The 18000-nt window shown below is 72.3% G+C and carries 12 protein-coding genes; 5 read left to right on the forward strand and 7 right to left on the reverse strand.

What is annotated here, in order from left to right:
* Positions 1–260: 260 nt before the first annotated feature.
* From AB0M39_RS08685 to AB0M39_RS08700, 4 genes are all read right to left on the reverse strand, one after another.
* On the reverse strand, positions 261–614 hold the full coding sequence (locus AB0M39_RS08685) for a hypothetical protein (protein ID WP_365361643.1): 354 nt from the start codon (positions 612–614) through the stop codon (positions 261–263).
* A 179-nt stretch (positions 615–793) separates the two neighbouring features.
* Entirely contained in the window at positions 794–4504 is a 3711-nt protein-coding gene (locus AB0M39_RS08690; protein WP_365361645.1) for an ABC transporter ATP-binding protein, read from the reverse strand.
* Between the two features lie 210 nt (positions 4505–4714).
* A complete protein-coding gene (locus AB0M39_RS08695) occupies positions 4715–5629 on the reverse strand; it encodes a serine hydrolase (protein WP_365361647.1) in 915 nt (304 codons plus the stop codon).
* A gap of 90 nt (positions 5630–5719) precedes the next feature.
* On the reverse strand, positions 5720–6784 hold the full coding sequence (locus AB0M39_RS08700; RefSeq protein ID WP_365361649.1) for an esterase-like activity of phytase family protein: 1065 nt from the start codon (positions 6782–6784) through the stop codon (positions 5720–5722).
* A 147-nt stretch (positions 6785–6931) separates the two neighbouring features.
* On the opposite strand from AB0M39_RS08700, the gene AB0M39_RS08705 reads away from it, so the two are divergent.
* Together AB0M39_RS08705 and AB0M39_RS08710 are read left to right on the forward strand one after the other, a co-directional pair.
* Positions 6932–7303 (forward strand): hypothetical protein, encoded by a 372-nt coding sequence (locus AB0M39_RS08705; RefSeq protein ID WP_365361651.1) that lies wholly within the window; start codon positions 6932–6934, stop codon positions 7301–7303.
* Positions 7304–7560: 257 nt separating this feature from the next.
* Complete coding sequence (locus tag AB0M39_RS08710) at positions 7561–9639, forward strand: TerD family protein (RefSeq protein ID WP_365361653.1); 2079 nt, start codon at positions 7561–7563, stop codon at positions 9637–9639.
* A gap of 296 nt (positions 9640–9935) precedes the next feature.
* Here AB0M39_RS08710 and AB0M39_RS08715 read toward each other — a convergent pair whose 3' ends face one another.
* From AB0M39_RS08715 to AB0M39_RS08725, 3 genes are read right to left on the reverse strand one after another with little or no spacing between them, the layout of a single operon-like run.
* A complete protein-coding gene (locus tag AB0M39_RS08715; protein WP_365361655.1) occupies positions 9936–11618 on the reverse strand; it encodes a thiamine pyrophosphate-binding protein in 1683 nt (560 codons plus the stop codon).
* On the reverse strand, positions 11615–12586 hold the full coding sequence (gene speB / locus AB0M39_RS08720; RefSeq protein WP_365361657.1) for an agmatinase: 972 nt from the start codon (positions 12584–12586) through the stop codon (positions 11615–11617). Before speB ends, AB0M39_RS08715 begins: the two co-directional genes overlap by 4 nt.
* Before the next feature lie 51 nt (positions 12587–12637).
* The gene (locus AB0M39_RS08725) at positions 12638–14095 is read right to left on the reverse strand and encodes a sodium:solute symporter (RefSeq protein WP_365361659.1); all 1458 of its coding nucleotides are present in this window, start codon (positions 14093–14095) and stop codon (positions 12638–12640) included.
* Positions 14096–14218: 123 nt separating this feature from the next.
* Between AB0M39_RS08725 and AB0M39_RS08730 the strand changes: the two genes are divergently transcribed.
* The 3 genes from AB0M39_RS08730 to AB0M39_RS08740 all read left to right on the forward strand — a co-directional run bounded on the left by AB0M39_RS08730 (position 14219) and on the right by AB0M39_RS08740 (position 17960).
* Positions 14219–15826 carry a PucR family transcriptional regulator ligand-binding domain-containing protein gene (locus AB0M39_RS08730; RefSeq protein WP_365361661.1) on the forward strand — a complete coding sequence of 536 codons (1608 nt, stop codon included), beginning with the start codon at positions 14219–14221 and terminating at the stop codon, positions 15824–15826.
* A 110-nt stretch (positions 15827–15936) separates the two neighbouring features.
* Positions 15937–17094 carry an acyl-CoA dehydrogenase family protein gene (locus AB0M39_RS08735; RefSeq protein WP_365361663.1) on the forward strand — a complete coding sequence of 386 codons (1158 nt, stop codon included), beginning with the start codon at positions 15937–15939 and terminating at the stop codon, positions 17092–17094.
* A gap of 5 nt (positions 17095–17099) precedes the next feature.
* Positions 17100–17960, forward strand: a complete 861-nt coding sequence (locus AB0M39_RS08740) for an acyl-CoA thioesterase II (RefSeq protein ID WP_365361666.1) — start codon at positions 17100–17102, stop codon at positions 17958–17960.
* Positions 17961–18000: the final 40 nt, after the last annotated feature.

An 18000-nucleotide genomic window follows, 5' to 3' on the forward strand; every position in this document is an offset into this window, starting at 1 on the left:
GAATCTCCCCGGGCGCTGAACCGGATCTCCCAGGACCGTGGACCGGATCTCCCGGGGTCGTGGACCGGCCTTCCCGGGCCCTGAACCGGATCCCCCGGGGCCCTGGACCGGATCCCCCCGGGCCCGGAACCGGGTCTCCCGGGGCCGTGGCCTCCCCGGACCCTGGACCGGATCCGCCTGCGGCCCTCCGCGGCGCCGTCCCGCACCCCGCCCCCGAGCCGTTCCGTCCCCACCCCGCCCCGCCCCCGCCCGGGGACCGCTCAGCAGAAGATCCAGCCGGTGGAGCCGGTGACTCCGGAGACCGTGCCCGCCGCGCGCACACAGCGGTGGAGCGCGTACACGGTGACGGGTCCGGCCTGGCGGCGGAAGCGCCCCTTGTCGACGGCGGCGTGGCCGCCGCGCGGCTGGAGGGAGACGGACATCACGCGCTTGGGGCCGGGCTTCTTGGCGACGGTGACGGCGCAGGCGTACTGCCGGCCCTTGTAGACGCGCAGCTCGCCCGTGGCGAACTTGACCGTCTTCACCTTCTTCCCCGAGCACGGCGACTGGGCGGCCGCGTCGGCGCGATGGGCGCCAGGACCGACCAGGGTGAGACCGAGGGCAAGCACAGCCATGAACACGACAGCCCCTCGAGCGATCGGCCGCCGAGCCACCGGCCTCCGAGCCGTCGACCGCCGAGCGATCGACCGCCGGAAGCCCCTGTTCCCGGTCTCACCGAACACGCACGTCTCCCTCGCCACTACCCCGTACATGCGTACGACGCGGCCGTACCGCAAATGGTTGCGGCTTTCGCTCACACGATCGCCGGCTCGTCCTCGCCGATGCCGACGAAGGTCCGCCAGAGCGCCGCGTACCGGCCGCCCAGCGCCAGCAGCTCGTCGTGCGTGCCGTCCTCGGCGACCCGGCCGTCCGCCATCACGACCACCCGGTCCGCGCGGGCCGCCGTGGTCAGCCGGTGGGCCACGACCAGGGTGGTGCGGCGGCCGGTGAGACGGTCGGTGGCCTGGTTGACCTGCGCCTCGGTGGCCAGGTCCAGCGCCGCGGTCGCCTCGTCGAGCAGCAGCACGTCCGGGTCGACCAGCTCGGCGCGGGCGAGGGCGATCAGCTGTCGCTGGCCGGCGGAGAGGTTGCGGCCGCGTTCGGAGACCTCGTGCAGATAGCCGCCGTCGAGGGTGGCGATCATGTCGTGCGCGCCGACCGCGCGGGCCGCCGCCTCCACCTCGGCGTCGCTCGCGCCGGGGCGTCCGTAGGCGATGGCGTCGCGGACCGTGCCGGAGAAGAGGTACGCCTCCTGCGGCACCACGCCGAGCCGGTGCCGGTAGGCCGTCAGATCCAGGTCCCGCAGGTCCATGCCGTCGGCCGTGACCCGGCCCGCCGTCGGGTCGTAGAACCGCGCGACCAGCTTGACCAGCGTCGACTTGCCCGCACCGGTCTCGCCGACGAACGCGACGGTCTGCCCGGCCGGGATGCGCAGGTCGATGCCCTCCAGGGCCGCCTCCTCGTCGCCGTAGGAGAAGGACACCCCCTCGAACGCGATGTCGCCGCGCAGCGAGGGCACCTCCTGCGGCGCCTTCGCGGCGGCGGTCGACGTGGGCTCCCGCAGCAGCTCCTGGATCCGGCCCAGCGAGACGGTGGCCTGCTGGTATCCGTCGAAGACCTGGGAGAGCTGCTGCACCGGCGCGAAGAACAGGTCGATGTACAGGAGGTAGGCGACCAGCGCGCCCGCGGTGAGCGTGCCCGCCTCGATCCGGCCCGCGCCGACGATCAGCACCGCCGCGGCGGCCACCGAGGCGAGCAGCTGGACGAAGGGGAAGTAGACCGAGATCAGCCACTGGCCGCGCACGCGCGCCTGGCGGTAGCTGTCGCTGCGGCCGGCGAAGCGGGACACGCCGTCGTGCTCGCGGCCGAACGCCTGGACGATCCGCAGACCGGAGACGGACTCCTGGAGGTCGGCGTTGACGACGCTGATGCGCTCACGGGCCAGCTCGTACGCCTTGACGCTCTTGCGGCGGAAGAAGTACGTGCCGACGATCAGGACGGGCAGGGTCGCGAAGACCACCAGCGCCAGTTCCACGTCGATGACGACGAGCACGACCATGATGCCGAAGAACGTGACGACCGAGACGAACGCCGTGACCAGGCCGGTCTGCAGGAACGTCGACAGGGCGTCCACGTCCGTCGTCATCCGGGTCATGATCCGGCCGGTCAGCTCGCGCTCGTAGTAGTCCAGCCCGAGCCGCTGGAGCTGGGCGAAGATCTTCAGGCGCAGGGAGTACAGGACGCGTTCGCCGGTGCGGCCTGTCATCCGGGTCTCGCCGATCTGCGCGACGAACTGCACGGCCACCGTGACCAGCGCGAGGGCCGAGGCCGCCCACACCGCGCCCAGCGCCAGCTGGGTCACGCCGTCGTCGATGCCGTGCCGGATCAGGATCGGCAGCAGCAGGCCCATGCCCGCGTCGACGGCGACGAGCAGCAGGCTGACCAGCAGCGGCAGTCCGAAGCCGCCCAGCAGTCGGCGCAGTCCGTACGAGTCCTCGGGGCGCACCGCGCGGGCCTCGTCGACGGCGGGAGCGTCGGTGGCCGGGGGCAGCGCCTCGACCTGGGCGAGGAGCTCGGGGGTCGCGCCGGGGGCGGCGGACTCCTCGACGCTCTCCTCGCGCACCCACAGGCGGGGCGTGATGCCGCGCTCGGCGTCGAACTCCGCGTCGATCTCGTCTCGTACGGTCCGGTCCTCGCGCGGCACGTCCAGCGACGGGGCGTGCCCCGGCGAGACGCCGCCGAGCTCGTCGGGGTCGGTCAGCAGCCGGCGGTACAGGGCGGAGCGGCGCTCCAGCTCCTCGTGGGTGCCGACGTCGGCGAGACGGCCGTCGTCGAGGACCGCGATCCGGTCGGCGAGGCCGAGGGTGGAGCGGCGGTGGGCGATGAGCAGGGTGGTGCGCCCGGCCATGACCTGCTTGAGGGCCTCGTGGATCTCGTGCTCGACGCGGGCGTCGACGGCGGAGGTGGCGTCGTCGAGCAGGAGCAGCCGGGGGTCGGTGAGGATCGCGCGGGCCAGGGCGACGCGCTGGCGCTGGCCGCCGGAGAGGGTGAGTCCGTGCTCGCCGACGGTGGTGTCGTAGCCGTCGGGCAGCTCGGCGATGAAACGATCCGCCTGGGCGGCGCGCGCGGCGGCCTCGATCTCCTCGTCGCTGGCGTCGGGCTTTCCGTACGCGATGTTGGCGCGCACGGTGTCGGAGAAGAGGAAGCTGTCCTCCGGCACGAGCCCGATGGCGGCCCGCAGCGACTGGGAGGTCAGCTCGCGCACATCGTGGCCGCCGACGAGGACCGCGCCGCGCTGGACGTCGTAGAAGCGGGGCAGCAGGAGCGAGACGGTGGACTTGCCGCTGCCGGAGGCGCCGACGACGGCGACGGTCTCGCCCTCCCCGATCTCGAGGGAGAAGCCGTCGAGGACCGGGCGCTCGTGGTCGTACCCGAAGGTGACGTCGTCGAACTCGACGGTGGCGGGGGCGTCGGCCGGGAGCTCCTTCGTGCCGTCCTTGAGGGTCGGCTCGGTGTCGATCAGCTCCAGTACGCGCTCCACGCCGGCCTGTGCCTGCTGGCCGACGGTCAGCACCATGGCGAGCATCCGGACGGGGCCGACGAGCTGGGCGAGGTAGGTGGAGAAGGCGACGAAGGTGCCGAGGGTGATCTGGCCCCGGGTGGCGAGCCAGCCGCCGAGCGCGAGCATCGCGACCTGGCCGAGGGCGGGGACGGCCTGGAGGGCGGGGGTGTACTTCGAGTTCAGCCGGATGGTGCGCAGCCGGCCCGCGAAGAGCTTCCGGCTGACCTCGCGCAGCTTGCCGGTCTCCTGCTCCTCCTGGCCGAAGCCCTTGACGACGCGTACGCCGGAGACGGCGCCGTCGACGACGCCCGCGACGGCGGCGGCCTGGCTCTGGGCGTACCAGGTGGCGGGGTGCAGCCGGGTGCGGCTGCGCCGGGCGATGATCCAGAGCGCGGGGGCGAGGGCGAGGGCGATCAGGGTCAGCGGGGGCGACAGCCACGCCATGACCACGAGGGATATGAGGAAGAGCAGGACGTTCCCGATGGTCATCGGGAGCATGAAGAGCAGGCCCTGGATCAGCTGGAGGTCGCTTGTGGCGCGGCCGACGACCTGGCCGGTGGAGAGCTCGTCCTGGCGTCTGCCGTCGAGACGGGTGATCGTGCCGTACATCTCGGTACGGAGGTCGTGCTGGACGTCGAGGGCGAGGCGGCCGCCGTAGTAGCGGCGTATGTAGGTGAGGACGTAGACGGCGACCGCGGCGGCTATGAGGAGCCCGGTCCACAGGGCGAGGGGCCTGGTGCTGTCCCCGATCACGTCGTCGATGACGACCTTGGTGATCAGGGGGACGACGGCCATGACGGCCATGCCGGCGAGGGAGGAGCCGAGTGCGAGCACCACGTTGCGCCGGTATCGCCAGGCGTAACCGGCCAGCCGCCGTGCCCACCCTTGGTCTGCCGCCGCCACGTGGTGCCTCCCCGTATTGATCTGGTGCAGTTTGCTCTCGTCATGCTCTCGCGCAGACCGATCTCGTGCGGATCCGGTCTACCGGAAGGCACCAACGCGCGGAGCAGCTGATTTCATCCCGTTGAAACAGAGTGCAGCCGACTCCGGTCGCAGGTCCTAGGACCGTCAGCGGAGCGCGGCCGGGCGGCGTCGCGCTCCGGCGCCTGTCCGCTAGGGGTGCTGCGGCGCCGCGGGGAAGTCCTCGCGCGGGGCGGCGGGCGGCGTGAAGAGCGTGCTGGGGGCCGCCGAGGGCGTCAGATCCTTGTGGACGGCGCGGGCGACGGCCTGGATGGTGGCGACGCCGTCGTTCATGGTCTTGTTCCCGTGGGTGAGCACGGTCATCTGGTAGTCGTGCTGGGACCCGGTGAACGCGCCGATGCTGTGGACCCGCCAGCCCAGGGTCTTCCGCTCCAGCCAGCCGTTCTTGACGTGTATGCCGGCGGTGGCGGGCGCGCCGGCCGGGGCGCCCCAGCGCTGGGAGGCGACGACCTTGCCCATCAGCTTGAGTATGTAGGCGCGGGCGTTGTCGCTGAGCACGGAGTTCTTGGCGGTGATCAGGCCGAGGAGCTTCTGCTCGTCGCGCACGGTGATCTGGGTGAGCCCCCAGTAGCCGCCGGAGCCGGGGACGGTCTGGGTCATGCCCGCGGCCGTGAGGAAGCCCTTGACCTTGGTGACGCCGAGCTGCTTCCACAGGGCACTCGTGGAGGCGTTGTCCGACTTGGTGATCATGGCCGTGGCCAGGTCGGACTCACGCTTGGTAAGCAAGCGGTTCGTCTTCTTCGCATCCCACAGCAGGGTGGCGAGGACGGTCGTCTTGACGATGCTCGCGGAGTCGTAGCGCTGGTCGCCGCGCAGGGTGCAGCTGGTGCCGGTCTTGCGGTCGCGCAGACCGACGGCGACGGTGCCCTTGCGGTTCTTCAGCGCGGCGGTGATGTCCTTGGCGAGCTTGTCGGCCAGCCCGGCCTTGGCCGATACACAGCTGACCTGCGGCGTCGCGGTCGCGGCAGCGGCGGGCACGGCTCCGATGAGCGGCACGCTCAGCGCGGCGGCGAGCGTGACGACGGCTATGCGTCGGTGGTGAGTCATGTCTTTCCCGTCCCCCAGGAGATGTGGCGGGCGCGGTCGTGGGGGCGCCCGCCACAGTTGACTCACCAGTGCTTGAAAAGTTGTACGCAGTCATATGGATCGTACTGGTCGACTGCGAGGGGTCTGAACGGTCAGCCGGTACAGGCGGGTGATCTGGAGGGGGTTCTGGTTGTCGTCGCTGGCGAGGAGGAGCCGCAGCCGCCCACCTGGCCCGCGCCCGGTGACGGCGAGGGCCTCGATGTTGTCGAGGAGGGGGTTGGGCTGGGGCTGCTTGGCGGGGGCGCCGAGGGAGGGGCAGTGGACGAGGTCGGCGAGGAGGGTCTTGCGGACGAGCCGTACGTCGTCGCCGACGGCCTCCTGGCCTGTCGCCCGTACGTCGTCGGCCTGCCGCAGGTCGGCGAGGTAGAGCCGGACGGTGTTGCCGACTCCGGCGGTGAACCCGCGCTCCAGGACGAGCAGCCGCCCGTCGCCGGCCGCGGCGGTCTCGCTGACGCCGAGCCCGCCGTCGACGCGGTAGGCGTACTGCGCGGAGAGCTGGAAACCGTCCCCGCCGCCGTGCCGCCGCCAGGTCTGCACCCGCACCACGTCGGCCGGGTCGCCGGCGAGCGCGCCCTCCATGGCGGCGACGAGGGTGCGTCCCCCGGGCTGCAGGGCGAGCCCCTCGAAGGTCTGGTTCGGCGCGGCCCGCCCCTGTGGAGCGACGCGCAGCTCGGGCGGCACGGCCAGGCGCCCCAGCAGCGCCCCGTCCCGGCCGTAGCGCCGCACGGACGGCTCGGACTCGGAGCTGACGAGCCGGCTCCCGTCGCGCTCGACGACGAGCCCCTCGGAGTCCAGCGGCGCCCCGCTCTCGTCGGCGAGGAGGGCGACGGAGCGGGGGGCGTGGGTCCGCCGGTCGAGGGCGAACAGCTCGGAGCGGTCGGAGAGCGCGGCGATCGTCCCGTCCTGGTCGACGGCGAGGGCGGAGAGGTTCCCGACGAAGCGCCCCTGGAACCGGGTCTTGTCGAGGACGTCGGAGTACCCCTCGACGCCGACGCGCGCCGAGCAGGCCCGCGACGATCCGGGGGCGGGCGGCTGTGCGGAGGCGGGCGCGGCGCTCAGGCAGGCGCTGACGCCCAGCCCGGCGGCGAGGAGGGCGAGTTGGCTTCGCAGACGCATGCCACCCACGCTAGGCGGGGCGAGTTGAGCGTGGGGAGGACGCGTCGTGAACGTTCTGAGCGCCACCCGGACGCAGAACGGACGTTCCATGTCGAACCGTTCGGGGTAGTGATCCAGCTCTGACGGAGGGAAACGGGGGACGCTTCCATGTCATCCAGCCAGCAGGCCGAAGCCCATCTCTGCGGCCGGCTCTACGCGGTTCTCGCCGCGCTCCAGAGCCTCGGCGCACCGCCGAGCAAACGGACGCTCGCCAAGGAGGGCGCCAGCGCGAGGGCGTCCCGCAACCCGTACGAGCACCTGCACAGACATCTCCAGGCGATGGGCGGCTACTTCGTGGACGCGCGCAAACGGGGTCACGGAGACCTCGCCACGGAACTGCTCCGGTCGGTACCGGACCTGCTGCCGCCGGGCGGCAAGGAGCTGCCGCGGACGTTCGGCCACGCCCAGGTGGAGGAGTTCTTCCGCGGCCTCCAGTCCGAACAGGCCGCCCAGCGCAAGGCGCACGCGTCGCTGGCGTGAGGCGAGAGTGTGCGGGGACGGGGGCGTTGGGCGGAAGGCGCCTGGGCGGTGTCGGGCCTCCGCTTCCCCGCCCGTTCCCCGCCCGCCCCACAGATCGGTCCCATTCTCACCAAACCAGTCTTCACATCATCCGCTCATGCACACGCTGTGAGCGCTACGGTTCATTCTGTGCGCACAAAGTGCGACCCACATCACACATCTAGGTGTTGCGGCCCAGAGGTCTGCCCTCGCTATGGCCGCGAGTCTCGGGGGACCGCATGCGTGAGATGGCCAAGGGCTCCAACGTCGGCCTGGCAGCCCTGAGCGAGGACACCGGCTCGGTGATCGTGAGCCTCAACTGGAGCAGCTCGACAGGGGACGGCGACGCGGATGTGTCCGTGCTGCTTCTGGGCGCGGACGGCAGGGTACGGAGCGACGCCGACTTCTTCTTCTACAACAATCCCGCGGCGGCGGACGGCAGCGTGCAGCTGCTGGGCAAGACGCCGACCGGCAGCGGCAGCGAAGACCGCATCAGCCTCGATCTGACGGCGGTGGCCCCGGACGTCGCGCGCATCGTCGTGGCTGCCAGCCAGTACGGCGGCGCACGCTTCGGCGAGCTGGACGACCTGCGGGTGACGCTCAGCGATCGCACTGGGGAGACGCTGCTCGGATTCTCCATCGTGGACGCGTGCATCGAGAGCGCGTTCCTCTTCGGCGAGCTGTACCGGCGGGGCGAGGAGTGGAAGTTCCGCGCGATCGGCCAGGGATACGAGACGGGTCTGGCGGGTCTGGCCACCGACTTCGGCATCGAGGTCGACGACGCCGAGGAAGCCGACGAGAGCGGGGGCGAAGGCGGCGTCGAGGGCGGCGAGACCGCCGTGGAGGCGGCCGCGAAGGAGCCTGCGCCCGTCGTCGAGGCGCCGCCGGCGCCGGCCGTGGAGGCGCCGACGCCCCTCCCCACGACGGCAGTCGGCGAGCCCCAGGCGCCCACCGCGGCGCCGACGACGCCCGCGCGCGGTCCTCGTACCGCCAAGAAGAAGGTCACGCTGCCCAAGGCGGCCAAGAAGTCGCTCGCGGAGAACGACTCCTGGAAGCCCGCCCGCCTCTTTCCCGCCCCCTCGCTCAGGAGCGACAAGGAACGCGAGCTGCGGGCCACTTCCGTGCTGCTGTCGGTGATGGCCGAGGCGCCCGAGTTCGGGCGCCGGCTCACCGCCGCCTTCGGCGCGCCCGCCGGCCGTATGCAGACCTTCACCGAGGTCGCGCTGCCGCACGGAGACTCTCCGAAACGGCCCGACGGCGTGATCCGCGTGGAACGGGCGGGCAAGCTGTGGACCGCCCTGGTCGAGACGAAGACCAATGGGAATCCGCTCAAGTCCGAGCAGGTCCAGAACTACATGGACATCGCCGCTCGCCGCGGCTACGAAGCCGTCATCACGATCTCCAACGACGTCGCCCTGGAAGGCAGCCCGCTGGTCGACGTCAGGACGGACGGGCGCCGCAAGCACAAGGTCGCCCTGTGGCACCTGTCCTGGGCCGAAGTGGCCCATCAGGCCCAGATGCTGATCCGTCACGAGGGCGTCGGCAACGCCGCCCACGCCTGGCTCCTTCAGGAGCTGCTCCACTATCTCCAGCACGAGAACTCCGGCTGCCACGGCTTCCAGAACATGGGCCCCTCCTGGGTGCCCGTACGCAACGGCATCGACACGGAGACGCTCTGCCAGGGCGACCGGCGGGCCGTCGAGGTCGTCGAGAGCTGGGAGCAGCTCATCCGGCAGGTCTGCCTCCGCCTGGGCGGCGAACTGGGCCAGAAAGCCCTGCCGGTGCAGCGCGCCAAGCGGGGCGCCGACCCGCACTCCCGCCGCGAGGTGCTGGCCGACCGGCTGTGCGAGGAGGGCCGGCTCACCGCCGAGCTGCGCATCGACGGCACGCCGGGGGTGCTCGGAATCGTCGCCGATCTGCGGACCTGCAAGCTGCGGACGTCCATCGAGGTCCAGCCCCCCGACGGGAGCTACCCCCTCACCTCGGCCAAGCGCCTCCTCCGACTGCTGGCCGACGCTCCTGCGGACCTCCACGTCGAGACCCTCGTCGACGGCCGAAGCGGCCCACGGGGCACTCTGGAGCGCCTGCGCCCCGAACCGGGCGACATGCTCCCCAAGGACGGCGCGCGGATGACGGGCTTCCGGCTCTCCCTCTTCAAGGGCATGGGCGCCACGCGTGGCAGCGCGGAGTCCGGGTTCATCCGCAGCGTCGACGAGGCGGTGGACCGGTTCTACGCGAACGTCGTCACCCACCTGACCCCTCTGGAACGCCGACTGGCCGGCCGCTCCCAGCCGACGGCGCAGGCGCCGATCGACTAGGCCGGTCGCCCGAGCGGCGCCGGTCGTGCGCGAGCGCTGCGCGGCGAACAGCTCGCCGTGTGGCAGTCAGGCCTTCGACGAACTGGCGCCACCGACACGTCGCAGAATCCCGGTGACGACGAGCTCTACACCCCGGAGCTGCTCGCCGCCACCGATGCCGTGCTCGCGCGGTACGAGGACGAGGTGCGCTCGCTCGGGAAGGCGTCGGACGCGCGGGGGTGGGGGTCGTCGAGCGGGTCGTCGTCGCGTGGCGAGACTGGCAGCCGCCCGCCGCGAGGCGCGGCGGGCGGCCGGCGTCACAGGTGGGTCGGGGCGAACATCCGGAGCACCGCCGGGAGCACCACCACCGAGGGGCCCGGTGTGGACAGGGCCTTCGAGAGGTCGTCCGTCAGCGACTGGGGAGTCGTGCGGACCGCCGGGACGCCGAAGGACTCCGCCAGGGCCACGAAGTCCGGGCGCGACAGCTCCGTCGCCGTCGCCTCGCCGAACGCGTCCGTCATGTACTCGCGCAGGATGCCGTAGCCGCCGTCGTCCACGATCAGCCAGGTGACCGGGAGTTCGTACTGCTTGGCCGTGGCCAGCTCCGCGATCGAGTACATCGCGCCGCCGTCGCCGGAGACAGCGAGGACCGGCTTGGTGCGGTCCGCGCAGGCCGCGCCCAGCGCCGCCGGGAAGCCGTAGCCGAGGCCGCCCGCGCCCTGCGCCGAGTGCATCGTGTTCGGGTGGCGCGCGTCGAAGGCGGACCAGGCCCAGTAGGCCAGGATCGTCATGTCCCAGAAGCTGGGGGACGTCGGCGGGAGCGCCGCGCGCACCGAGGACAGGATCCCCTGCTCCAGGGTGAGGTCCTGGGCCTCGATCCGGGTGCGCACCTGGGACAGCAGCGCCCGGACCCGGTCCGCCGCCCCCGCGTCCTCGCGCCTGTCGACCGTCTCCAGCAGCGCCGACAGCGCCAGGCGCGCGTCCGCGTGGATGCCCAGCGCCGCGTGGTTGGACTCCAGCTTGCCGAGGTCCGCCTCGATCTGCACGATCCGGCCGCGGGGCGCGAACGTGTGGTAGTTCGAGGAGAGCTCGCCGAGCCCGGAGCCGACGACCAGCAGCACGTCCGCGTCCTCGAGGAAGTCCGTCGTGTGCCGGTCCTCCATCCAGGACTGCAGCGACAGCGGGTGCTCCCACGGGAACGCGCCCTTGCCGCCGTACGTCGTCACGACCGGCGCGTCGATCCGCTCCGCGAGCGCGCGCAGCTTGCCCGAGGCGTCGGCGCGTACGACTCCGCCGCCCGCGACGATCGCCGGGCGGGAGGCGCGGGAGAGCAGGTCCGCGGCCACCGCCGTCAGCTCGGGACGCGGAGGCAGCTCGCGCGGCGTCGCGTCCATCGCCGTGACCACCGGCAGGGTCGTCTCCGCCAGCAGCACGTCCTGCGGGATCTCCACCCACACCGGGCCGTGCGGCGCGGTGAGCGCCGACTCCCAGGCCGCCGAGACCGCCGAGGGGATCTGCGAGGCCGTTCGGGCGGTGTGGACCGACTTCACCACCTCCCTGAACGACGCCTGCTGGTCGCGCAGTTCGTGCAGATAGCCGTGCCGCCCGCCGCCGAGACCGGCCGAGGGCACCTGGCTGGAGATCGCCAGCACGGGCGCCGAGCCGGCCGCCGCCTCCTGGAGCGCGGCGAGCGAGGTCAGCGCGCCCGGCCCGGTGGAGAGCAGCAGCGGGGTCGCCTCCCCGGTGATCCGGCCGTACGCGTCGGCCGCGAAGCCCGCGTTGTTCTCGACGCGCAGCCCCACATAGTCCATCGAGGACCGGCGCAGCGCGTCGAACATGCCGAGCGCGTGCTGGCCCGGCAGCCCGAAGACGGTCGTCGCGCCGAGCCCGTGCAGCGTCTCGACGACGAGGTCGCCGCCGTTGCGTCCGGGAGGCGGGTTGAGCGCCGCCTCGGTCTGCGCCGGGGTCGGGCGCAGTTCGAGATCGTGGTCGTGCGTCACTTCGCGCGGGCCTCCGCGATCTGGCGGGACATGATCGTGGTGAGCTCGTACGCCGTGTGGGAGGCCGCGACCGAGGTGATCTCGGCGTGGTCGTACGCGGGCGCGACCTCGACGACGTCGGCGGAGACCAGGTTGCAGGAGGCCAGGCCGCGCAGGATCTCCAGCAGCTCGCGGGAGGTCATGCCGCCCGCCTCGGGGGTGCCGGTGCCGGGCGCGTGCGCCGGGTCGAGGCAGTCGATGTCGATGGAGATGTAGAGCGGGCGGTCGCCGATGCGCTGGCGGAGCTGGTCGGCGACCTCGTCGGCGCCGCGGCGGTAGACGTCGGAGGAGGTGACGATGCCGAAGCCCATCTTCTCGTCGTCGGTCAGGTCCTGCTTGCCGTACAGCGGGCCGCGGATGCCGACGTGGGACAGCGCCTCGGTGTCGAGGATGCCCTCCTCGACGGCCCGGCGGAACGGCGTGCCGTGCGTGTACTCCGCGCCGAAGTAGGTGTCCCAGGTGTCGAGGTGGGCGTCGAAGTGGAGCAGCGCGACCGGGCCGTGCTTCTTGGCGACCGAGCGCAGCAGCGGCAGCGCGATGGTGTGGTCGCCGCCCAGCGTCATCATCCGCGCGCCGGCGCCGAGCAGGTCGTCGGCCGCGGCCTCGATCGTCTCGACGGCCTCGTTGATGTTGAACGGGTTGGCGGAGATGTCGCCCGCGTCCGCGACCTGGGCGAGGGCGAAGGGCGAGGCGTCCTGCGCCGGGTTGTACGGGCGCAGGAGCCTCGACGCCTCGCGGATGGCGTTGCCGCCGAAGCGCGCGCCGGGACGGTAGGAGACCCCGGAGTCGAAGGGAACGCCGACTATCGCGACGTCGGTCTGGCCGACCTCGTCGAGCCGGGGCAGTCGCGCGAACGTCGCGGGTCCGGCGTACCGCGGGATGCGGGAGGAGTCGACGGGGCCGCGCGGCTGCTCGTTGCTGCTGCTCATTGTGTTCTGCCTTCTTTCCTACGCTTCATTGCGTTTGACTACGATTCGACTTTAGCTGTGGACGGCGACGGGTTCGTCGTCGGAGGCCTCCCCGGCCAGCCTCCTGCGCCAGTTCGCCAGGATCGCGGGGTCGGTCGGCTCGGTCGCGAGGCTGACGACGACATAGGCGGCGAGCGAGGCCAGCAGGCCGTAGTAGACCGGCTCGTTGGCCATGATCGAGTACTTCCACATCATCGCGAGCACGACCGCGCCGCCGCCGACGACTCCCGCCAGCGCTCCGTAGACCGTGCCGCGGGTCCAGAGCAGGCCGCCGAGGACGGGTACCAGCAGACCGCCGACGAGCAGGTCGTAGGCGACGGTCAGGCCCTCGAGCACGGTGCTGAGCTGGATCGCGATCACGATCACGGCCACGCCCATGATCAGGATGAACATCCGGTTGCCCTTGACCTCGTCGTGCGGCGCCGCGTCGCCCTTGCGGACGGCGCCGCGCAGCCGGGCCCAGATGTCGTTGTTGGCGACGGTCGCGGAGGCGATGAGCGCGCCGGACGACGTCGACATGACGGCGGCGAGGGCGGCGGCGAGCACGAGGCCGCGCACGCCCACCGGAAGCTCTTCCTTGACGATCGTCGCGAAGGCGTCCTCGGGGTTGCCGAGCTTGGGGAACAGGACCCTGGCCGCGGTGCCGATGACCGCTCCGGCCAGCGCGTAGACCAGGCAGTACGTGCCGGCCGCCGTGCCGCCCCAGCGTGCGGTGCGGTCGCTGCGGGCGGTGAACACGCGCTGCCAGATGTCCTGGCCGATCAGCATGCCGAAGGTGTAGACGAGGACGTACGTGAAGATCACCTCGCCGCCGACGCCCAGCGGGTCGAAGTACTCGTTCGGCAGCTGCGCCTTCATCTGGGCGAAGCCGCCCGCCTTGACGACCGCGATGGGCATCAGGAGCAGCAGCACGCCGACCGTCTTGACGACGAACTGCACCATGTCGGTCAGGGTGATCGACCACATGCCGCCGAGCGTGGAGTACGCGACGACGATCGAGCCGCCGAGGACGATCGCCCAGGTGCGGTCGACGTCGAAGAGGACGTTGAAGATCGTGGCGTACGCGATGGTGGAGGTGACCGCGAGCATCAGCGTGTACGCCCACATCACGACGCCGGAGACGAGGCCGGCCTTGCCGCCGTAGCGCAGGTCGAGCATCTCGGAGACGGTGTAGACCTTCAGCCGGGCGATGCGGGCGGAGAAGAACACGGAGAGGGCGAGCAGTCCGAGGCCGATGGCGAGAACCATCCAGGCGCCGGAGAGGCCGTGCTTGTAGCCGAGGCCGACGCCGCTGATGGTGGACGCGCCGCCGAGGACGATGGCGGCCATGGTGCCGGAGTACATCCAGGGGCCGAGACGACGGCCCGCGACCAGGAACTCGCTCTTGGACTTGGCCCGGCGCATGCCCCACCAGCCCATACCGAGCATGCCCGCCATGTAGACGACGATCACTGCGTAGTCGACAGCCATCGGCTTCCTCCGTCTCGTCCCCCGGGTCCTCGGGTCCTGTCCGAGACGACGGTAGGTGGCCGGAAAGCGTCGATGAAGCGTACGTTTCATCCATTCTCGACGTCGCCGATGGATGGACTGTCCATGCCGGAGCCCACAGCCGCCGCCCCGCCGACTCCGCCGATCACGCTGTCGGCGCTGCTGCTCCGCGACGAGCTGGGGCTGCGGCAGATCGCGGGCCCGGACGCGGTCGTCCACTGGGTGCACACCTCGGAGATGGAGGACCCGTACCCGTATCTCCTCGGCGGCGAGCTGCTGCTGAGCTCGGGAATGTTCCTGAAGGAGCCCGCGGACTCGGAGAGGTACGTCGCGCGCATCGTGCAGGCGGGGGCGGCGGCGCTGGGCTTCGGCGTCGCGCCGGTGCACGACACGGTGCCGCGGGGGCTGGCCGAGGCGTGCGAGCGGTATGGGCTGCCGCTGCTGGAGGTGCCGCCGAGGACGACGTTCACGGCGGTGGCGCGGGCGGTCTGGCAGCTGATGGCGCAGGCCAGGCACCGGGAGCTGCGCCGGGTGACCCAGGCCCAGCAGGGCCTGGCCGCGGCGGCGGCCCGCCCGGACCCGATCCCGGCGGTCCTGCACCAGCTGGCCTCGCGTCTGGAGGGCTGGGCGGTGCTGCTGTCGCCGGACGGCGCGGAGCTCCACGCGTCGGGCCGGTCCCCGTCGCCCGAGGCGCGGGCGGGGCTGGGGCGGCTGGCGCGCGTGGTGGGCGGGATGGGCGCGGCGGGCGAGGGCGCGCGGCCGACGGCCTCCCCGGCTGCCGGCCCGACCACGCGCGCGGCGGGCGAAGGCCCGCGCCCCGCAGCCTTCACGGCAACCCCGACCTCGCGTGCGGTGGGCGCCGCAGGCGAGGGCCCGCGCCCCGCGAGCTCCCCTGCCGGCGCCCCCTCCTCGGCCACCGACTCCGTCCCCGGCGCCCATCTCTCCGCCTACGCCCTCGGCGGCGGCCAGGGCCTCGCCCTCGGACTCGTCACCGAGGCGCGCGAGCCCGGGGACCACACGGTCGCCGGGGTCGCGGTCGTGCTGCTGTCGCTGCTGACCGCCCCGCACCAGGGGGCGGAGGCCGACGGCCGCTCCGCCGCGCTGGTGCGGCTGCTCCTCGGCGCGCGCGCCGAGGAGGTCGCAGGGCTGCTGGGGCCGGGCCCGTGGACGGTGGTGCGCGCCCGCGGCGACAGGGGCGAGCGCGGCACGCCCCTCGACGCCGCCGCTCTCGGCGCCGCTCTGGGCAGCGCGCTCGTCGACCCGGACGCGGAGGGGACCGTACGGGTCGTGCTCCCCGCGGACCGGCCCGCGACCGCGCAGACCGGCTGGGTCCTGGGGGTCAGCGCCGCCGCGGCGCCCGAGGAGCTGGCCGCCGCCGACGCCCAGGCGGCGATGGCCCTGCGCCGCGCGACGGCCACCCGCGTGGACCTGGTCGCCCACCGGGAGTCCTCGCTGGCCGGGCTGCTGCCGCCCGGCGAGGCCGACGCCCACGCACGCGCCCTCCTCGCCCCGCTCGCCGGCTCCCCCGCGCTCGTCGAGACCCTGCGCGCCTGGCTCTCCCTGCACGGCAGCTGGGACCGCACCGCCGCCGCAATGGAGATCCACCGCAACACCGTGCGCCAGCGCATCGCCCGCTGCGCGTCGCTGCTGGAGGAGGACCTGGACGACGCCGACGTACGGATGGAGCTCTGGTTCGCGCTGCGGAGGCTGTGACGCGGGCTACGCCGTCGAGGCCTGGACAGCCTGGTGACCAACGGGTAACTTTTCAGCCTGAGCAAGCGCTTAGAAACAACCTGACCACTACCGGCTGAAGGAGGCGTTCCGTGCGCCGTACCGTTTTCAACGAGGACCACGAGGCGTTCCGGGAGACCATCCGGGCCTTCGTCGAGGCCGAGGTCGTCCCCGTCTACGACGAGTGGTTCGCAGCCGGTCAGGCGCCGCGCGACTTCTACTACAAGCTCGGCGAGCTGGGCGTATTCGGCATCAACGTCCCCGAGGAGTTCGGCGGCGCGGGCCTGGACACCCACAAGTTCGAGGCCGTCCTCTACGAGGAGACCTCCCGCGCGGGCGTCAACTTCGGCGGCTCCGGCGTGCATGTGCTGCTCGCCCTCCCCTACATCAAGATGCTGGCCGACGACGAGCAGAAGAAGCGCTACCTGCCGAAGTTCGTCTCCGGCGAGGAGATGTGGGCGCTGGCGATGACCGAGCCGGGCACCGGCTCCGACGTCGCGGGCATGAAGACCACCGCCAAGCTCTCCGAGGACGGCTCGCACTACGTCCTCAACGGCGCCAAGACCTTCATCACCGGCGGCGTCCACGCCGACCGCGTGATCGTGTGCGCCCGCACCTCCGCCCCGCGCGAGGACGACCGCCGCTTCGGCATCTCGCTGTTCGCCGTGGACACCAAGTCCGAGGGCTACTCCATCGGCCGCAAGCTGGACAAGCTGGGCCTGCGCACCTCCGACACCGCCGAGCTGGCGTTCGTCGACGTCAAGGTCCCCGTCGAGGACCTGCTCGGCGAGGAGGGCAAGGGCTTCTACTACCTCGGCCACAACCTGGCCTCCGAGCGCTGGGGCATCGCCTTCGGCGCGTACGCCCAGGCCGCCGCGGCCGTCCGGTTCGCCCAGCAGTACGTCACCGAGCGCACCGTCTTCGGCAAGCCCGTCGCGCACTTCCAGAACACCAAGTTCGAGCTGGCCGCCTGCCAGGCCGAGGTGGACGCCGCCCAGGCCGTCTCCGACCGCGCCCTGGAGGCCCTGGACGCCGGCGAGCTGACCCCGGCCGAGGCCGCCTCGGCGAAGCTGTTCTGCACCGAGGTCGCGCACCGCGTCATCGACCGCTGCCTCCAGCTGCACGGCGGCTACGGCTACATGAACGAGTACCCGATCGCCCGCCTGTACGCGGACAACCGCGTCAACCGCATCTACGGCGGCACCAGCGAGATCATGAAGTCGATCATCGCCAAGTCGATGGGCCTGTAGTCCAGGTGACCAAGGCGCTCGACGAACTGCTCGATCTGCTCGACCTGGAGCAGATCGAGCAGGACTATTTCCGCGGCCAGTCCCGCTCGGCCGTCGTACCGCGCGTCTTCGGCGGCCAGGTGGCCGCCCAGGCGCTGGTCGCGGCCGGCCGCACCGTGCCCGAGGACTGCGTGGCGCACTCGCTGCACGCGTACTTCCTGCGCATGGGCGACCCGGGCGCGCCGATCGTCTACACCGTCGACCGGATCCGCGACGGCCGCTCCTTCACCACCCGCCGGGTCGTCGCCGTCCAGCACGGGCAGCCGATCTTCCATCTCTCGGCGTCCTTCCAGACGTACGAGGAGGGGCTGGAGCACCAGGCGGACATGCCGCCCGCGCCCGACCCGGAGACCCTGCCGACGGCCGCGGAGATGCTGCCGCGCCATCTGCCCCCGGAGGTCGCCCAGCGGCTGCTGGACGCGCGGGGCGCGGTGGACCTGCGGTACGCGGAGACGCCTCCGTGGGGCACGGTCGGGCAGCCGCGCGAGCCGCGCTCCCAGGTCTGGTTCCGCACGAACGGCAAGCTGGCCGACGACCCCCTGCTGCACGTGTGCCTGGCCACGTACGTCTCCGACATGACGCTGCTCGACTCGGTGCTCCTCGCACACGGGCGGGGCGGCTGGGCGGTGGGCGACGTGGTGGGCGCGTCCCTGGACCACGCGATGTGGTTCCACCGGCCGTTCCGCGCGGACGAGTGGCTGCTGTACGACCAGGAGTCCCCGTCGGCGGCGGGCGGCCGGGGCCTGGGGCAGGCGCGGATCTACACGCAGGACGGACGGCTGGCGATCACGGTAATCCAGGAGGGCGTCGTTCGCGTGCCTCGCTGAACGAACGGCATACGGACCGGTGCGAGCGCCCCTGATCTCC

The sequence above is a fragment of the Streptomyces sp. NPDC051907 genome (assembly GCF_040681075.1).
Taxonomy (GTDB): domain Bacteria; phylum Actinomycetota; class Actinomycetes; order Streptomycetales; family Streptomycetaceae; genus Streptomyces.

Coding starts and splice junctions, on each gene's coding strand:
- AB0M39_RS08725 (WP_365361659.1), bottom strand. CDS start 14,095: ATGGCTGTCGACTACGCAGTGATCGTCGTCTACATGGCGGGCATGCTC.
- AB0M39_RS08730 (WP_365361661.1), top strand. CDS start 14,219: ATGCCGGAGCCCACAGCCGCCGCCCCGCCGACTCCGCCGATCACGCTG.
- AB0M39_RS08695 (WP_365361647.1), bottom strand. CDS start 5,629: ATGACTCACCACCGACGCATAGCCGTCGTCACGCTCGCCGCCGCGCTG.
- speB (WP_365361657.1), bottom strand. CDS start 12,586: ATGAGCAGCAGCAACGAGCAGCCGCGCGGCCCCGTCGACTCCTCCCGC.
- AB0M39_RS08710 (WP_365361653.1), top strand. CDS start 7,561: ATGCGTGAGATGGCCAAGGGCTCCAACGTCGGCCTGGCAGCCCTGAGC.
- AB0M39_RS08705 (WP_365361651.1), top strand. CDS start 6,932: ATGTCATCCAGCCAGCAGGCCGAAGCCCATCTCTGCGGCCGGCTCTAC.
- AB0M39_RS08700 (WP_365361649.1), bottom strand. CDS start 6,784: ATGCGTCTGCGAAGCCAACTCGCCCTCCTCGCCGCCGGGCTGGGCGTC.
- AB0M39_RS08685 (WP_365361643.1), bottom strand. CDS start 614: ATGGCTGTGCTTGCCCTCGGTCTCACCCTGGTCGGTCCTGGCGCCCAT.